Source organism: Methanocalculus sp. (assembly GCF_029762515.1).
Taxonomy (GTDB): domain Archaea; phylum Halobacteriota; class Methanomicrobia; order Methanomicrobiales; family Methanocorpusculaceae; genus Methanocalculus.
The window spans coordinates 1-4,055 of the sequence record NZ_JARVGN010000204.1; the positions used below are offsets into that span (position 1 = coordinate 1).

General features: G+C 46.6%; 8 protein-coding genes. 6 read left to right on the plus strand and 2 right to left on the minus strand.

The genetic code is table 11. From position 1 onward, the window contains the following. Positions 1-160: 160 nt before the first annotated feature. Positions 161-928, minus strand: a complete 768-nt coding sequence (locus QCH34_RS08005; RefSeq protein WP_300332644.1) for a type IV toxin-antitoxin system AbiEi family antitoxin — start codon at positions 926-928, stop codon at positions 161-163. A 630-nt stretch (positions 929-1,558) separates the two neighbouring features. Between QCH34_RS08005 and QCH34_RS08010 the strand changes: the two genes are divergently transcribed. The 6 genes from QCH34_RS08010 (at position 1,559) to QCH34_RS13335 (ending at position 3,861) form a co-directional block, all read left to right on the plus strand. Further along, the gene (locus tag QCH34_RS08010; protein ID WP_300332646.1) at positions 1,559-1,795 is read left to right on the plus strand and encodes a type II toxin-antitoxin system HicB family antitoxin; all 237 of its coding nucleotides are present in this window, start codon (positions 1,559-1,561) and stop codon (positions 1,793-1,795) included. 43 nt (positions 1,796-1,838) lie between these two features. Next, positions 1,839-2,246, plus strand: coding sequence for a nucleotidyltransferase domain-containing protein (locus QCH34_RS08015; protein ID WP_300332648.1), 408 nt, complete (start codon positions 1,839-1,841; stop codon positions 2,244-2,246). Then, positions 2,243-2,680 carry a DUF86 domain-containing protein gene (locus QCH34_RS08020; RefSeq protein WP_300332650.1) on the plus strand — a complete coding sequence of 146 codons (438 nt, stop codon included), beginning with the start codon at positions 2,243-2,245 and terminating at the stop codon, positions 2,678-2,680. Before QCH34_RS08015 ends, QCH34_RS08020 begins: the two co-directional genes overlap by 4 nt. A 234-nt stretch (positions 2,681-2,914) precedes the next feature. After that, a complete protein-coding gene (locus QCH34_RS08025) occupies positions 2,915-3,043 on the plus strand; it encodes a hypothetical protein (RefSeq protein ID WP_300332652.1) in 129 nt (42 codons plus the stop codon). 159 nt (positions 3,044-3,202) lie between these two features. Beyond that, positions 3,203-3,502 (plus strand): hypothetical protein, encoded by a 300-nt coding sequence (locus QCH34_RS08030; protein ID WP_300332654.1) that lies wholly within the window; start codon positions 3,203-3,205, stop codon positions 3,500-3,502. Between the two features lie 122 nt (positions 3,503-3,624). Beyond that, positions 3,625-3,861 carry a PIN domain-containing protein gene (locus QCH34_RS13335; RefSeq protein ID WP_366898472.1) on the plus strand — a complete coding sequence of 79 codons (237 nt, stop codon included), beginning with the start codon at positions 3,625-3,627 and terminating at the stop codon, positions 3,859-3,861. Between the two features lie 12 nt (positions 3,862-3,873). On the opposite strand, the gene QCH34_RS08035 is transcribed toward QCH34_RS13335, so the two are convergent. Next, the coding region (locus tag QCH34_RS08035; RefSeq protein ID WP_300332656.1) for a hypothetical protein at positions 3,874-4,055 on the minus strand (182 nt) is incomplete at its 5' end.

The window sequence follows — 4,055 nt, forward strand, 5'->3', positions numbered from 1 at the left end:
AACTCCACTTAATCTCATTATGAAATAACGTATCGCCAAATGAGAGTCCGCACCAGGTTGTATCAGATAGGAGGCAAGGGATTTATTCGCTCCTGATCTGGCCGTCCGATCAGAAATATCCCATGAAGCAGATCTATCCTTGCTGCCATCTCCAAAAAAATCATGCGAATTCTCCATCAGTCACATCGGTATTGATAACCAGCCGCCATGCAGGATTCTTCCTCCCAACAGCTGGCATCGTCGGATCCAGGAGCAGATAGTTATGTGACTTCGGCCGGGGAAGGGTGACGCCCATATCCAGCCCCATTGTATCTGCCAGATAGCCCAGCCGCCGTACAACTGCTGAATTTCCAATATCAATTGCATACCTGCTCATTCTGTTCAGATCAAACGTATTCGTCATCTGATGGGTGCCCAGTGCCTGAGCAACCAGGGTGATGCCACCGGTATACTGCGGCTTATCAAGACAATCGATGATCGTCTTCTCCTTATCGGTGATAATAACCTGAGCATCATCAATCCATTCCTTCCGAAGTCCAAAGATCTTCTCTTCCTTTAATCGGATAACACGGAACGTGATTCCGAGCATCTCTATCAGGGTCTTCTTTGATCGGGCAGTTGTCTGTATGAATACAGTCCCTGGAATCTGCTCAGTCAATCCATAATGGTGAAGAGCACTCCAGTAGCCAATGGCATATGGTCTGATGAGATGGGATGCAAGCACAAATTCATGCATTGTATATCTTCCTTTCTCGCTTGCGAGTGGAATGATGAGATAGGTTCCCCGCTTTATCCTCTCTAAGAAGCCTCCTTTCTCCATTCGGGAAAGGATTACTCGCAATATCTCCTTTTGTATCCCGGTCTTTTCGTGCACCTGATCGATGGTAAAGACCTCCCCCTCGCGGGCCATCATCTTCAGAAGTTGCATACTCATGATATCCTTCCAACCTGGAATGCTCAAGAGGTATCTCAGGTTATTATGTGTGTCCAAGAGTCATTCCCAATTGTATACACAATAGTTATCACTATTGTATATTATGGTGTTGTAAATAAGGATCTATTCGAATTTTTCGTGGTCAAAAACGAATGAGCGTATACACCCCGGAGGAGTGAGGAGTCAATCCTCACTCAGTCACCAGTCCCGGCAGATCACCTTTCCAACAGACAAGCGCTTACAGGCAGCTTCCGTCTCTCTTTGATATCTGTCAGACTGTGACACTCTTCTCGTAGGCAAACCCCCCTGCCCCCCTTCGCCTGAAGGGGGGAGTAAGGATAGCATGGGGGGTCCGGGCAATCGCGGGGAGCACCGGTACCAGGTGCGGGTGAGGGTAAGCCAACAGAGGCGCGGCACAGAAGATAGTTGGGATGCGACCAGCAGGTGGGCGGTGTTCCTCTTCTCAAATGGGAGCGGCAGGGCGCGTCAAATATCGATATTTGCTATCGGACGGAGATCCAATACGAGCCCATAAAACCAACACCTCTCCAGTGTTTGACAGGCTCTTCACACAGAGATCTGTTTGGATTAACTTTACTATACCCAAAACAACGATGAGAAATTATGAAATATACAAGGGCTCTTACGGCAGCAGAAGAAGGCGGATGTACTGTACGTTGTCTGCAGCTTCCGGCAGCTATCAGTGAGGGTGACACGAAAGAAGAAGCCCTTGAGAAGATCAAAGAAGCCATTGAATTGGTGCTTGAGGTTACACAGGAAAAAGCCAGAATTCCTGGGGAAGTTACAACGGTGGATGTTGTACCACTGCTATTACACGCCCCGCTCTTTCGGGTGGAGTAGTTGACGAATAATACATATGATGATGAACGCCCATTGTGTATATATGAGAACCTGCATGCCCCCCACAGAAGACCTTGCAGACAAAGCTCTGAAGCGTATCAAAGCTATCGATGGCTTTGATCGCGTCTGTTTTATCTTCCTCTATGGATCCGTTGCAGCGGGGCAGGCACGGGCTGATTCGGATATCGATCTCTGTCTCTGGTATGATGGCGATACCACAGAGGCCGAACGATTCCGGTTTGCATGCATAAAAGAATTATCAGATGCACGTATTGATATCCAGATCTTTTCACATCTCCCGCTCTACATCAGAATTGAGGTCATCCGGGGCCGTCTCCTGTATGCAAAGGATATGCGTTTTACGTATGATGTTGCATACCGGACAATCAGGGAATTCGATAACTTCAAACACCGTTTCTACGACTATATCGGAAAAGAGGCGATGGTATGATTGGTGTTGTCAGGGATACACTGATCCGGACAAAGCTTATCGAAATGGAGGAGAGCGTTCAGCTGGTGAAGAACCATCTGCCGGAATCTTTTGAAGAATTCCTCGATATGGGCCTGATGAAGGATGGGATATACAAAAGAATCGAATATGCAATTGAAAATGTCTTCGATATCTGCGCAATCCTGAATGCGGATTTGAAGCTTGGGATTCCTGGTGAGGATGAGGATACTATCATCCACCTCGTGACACATGGAATCATCAGCTCTGAAATGCATGAAAAACTCCGGACAATGAAGGGTTTTCGCAATCTGGTGGTTCACAGATATGGCCGGATGAACGATGAGATTGCATTTTCAATCCTGCAGGAAAACCTTGGAGACTTTGCTCTCTTCAAAAAGGCCATTGAAGAATACCTCAACACAAATGCAGAGTGAGTGGGACATCTTTTTTCGGATCCTCATCCGTCTTCAGATCCCAAATCCCTATACCACTGCGGAATAAGATGCCAGGTTCCCCTCCCGGCAACTGGCTCCCTGACATCACCCGGGAGGGAAGGTTGTGAGACATCCATCTCCCACACCCATTCTTATGCGACACATTATCTGAAATATGCCAGACAGACAAGCGCTTACAGGCAGCCTCCATTTCTCTTTAATATCTGTCAGATTGTGACACTCCTCCCTCCGGCAAACCCCCCTGCCCTCCTTCGCCTGAAGGGGTGTAAAGATGACAGGAGATACTTGATACTACACCGGCATCTCCTGAGTGAGATCGAGGGGGCAGCAATGGAGATGTGAGAGGAGCCGTGATTCCATCCTTTGATATTCCTCAGGATAGAAAGGCAGAAGAATTTTATATTCCTGATAGTATAGTTCATAGAAGAGATTGCATACATTCCGTATTCCTATTCCGGGTATGAGTTAATAGCAGTTTGTTCATTATCGGGTGAAGAGAGCATGCTTCGGACATTCAGAGCACGAATCAAAGATAATTATGTCGAGTGGGATAATGATACCGAGAGGCTTATTCCAAAGCATTCACCTGTTCCTGTTTTGATCACAATAGTGGATGATCTGATTTCTCCAGTTGAAGATGCCTCTCTTGAAGATAATCAGGCATATAGTGGTAAGCGAATGGCTGCTACGCTGAAGAAACTATCAGACATGCATGTATTTCGTGAGATCGATGATCCCGTAACCTGGCAGCGTCATATTCGCCAGGATAGACGATTACCTGGCAGACATGATGCTGATTGATAGTAACATTATCATCTATGCAACGCAGCCAGAATATCCTGAATTAAGGAATTTTATCGAGATTAATGCACCATTTATATCTGCAGTAAGCTATGTAGAAGTTCTTGGGTACCATAAGCTGAATGAACAGGAAAAACAATTTCTGGAAATCTTTTTTTAATTCGGCACGTATATTGCCTATATCTCAGAAGGTGCTGGATGCTGCAGTCATTCTCCGCCAACAAAGAAACATCACATTGGGGGATGCCTTTATTGCCGGTACTGCTCTGGCATATGATCTGGAGCTGGTTACCCGAAATATTCAGGATTTCAAGTGGATAGAAGGTATCTCTCTCCATAATCCAATTGACAGTCAATAAAGCACCACGTTCTCAATCGATGGCGACAAAATCCAAATTATCCTCATTAGCGAGGAGCGGTGCAACCCTCAGAAAATAGCGCTTACAGGCTACAGTCGTCTGCTTTGTGTATCCGGTGGACTGTGACACTCTTCCCGCAGGCAATCCCCCCTGCCCCCCTTCACCTGAAGGGGGGGAATGAGGATAGCATGGGG

Excerpts from the sequence above, each read along its gene's own strand:
- QCH34_RS08020 (WP_300332650.1), top strand. The coding sequence starts at position 2,243 with ATGATTGGTGTTGTCAGGGATACACTGATCCGGACAAAGCTTATCGAA.
- QCH34_RS08010 (WP_300332646.1), top strand. The coding sequence starts at position 1,559 with ATGAAATATACAAGGGCTCTTACGGCAGCAGAAGAAGGCGGATGTACT.
- QCH34_RS13335 (WP_366898472.1), top strand. The coding sequence starts at position 3,625 with ATGAACAGGAAAAACAATTTCTGGAAATCTTTTTTTAATTCGGCACGT.
- QCH34_RS08015 (WP_300332648.1), top strand. The coding sequence starts at position 1,839 with ATGAGAACCTGCATGCCCCCCACAGAAGACCTTGCAGACAAAGCTCTG.
- QCH34_RS08030 (WP_300332654.1), top strand. The coding sequence starts at position 3,203 with ATGCTTCGGACATTCAGAGCACGAATCAAAGATAATTATGTCGAGTGG.
- QCH34_RS08005 (WP_300332644.1), bottom strand. The coding sequence starts at position 928 with ATGCAACTTCTGAAGATGATGGCCCGCGAGGGGGAGGTCTTTACCATC.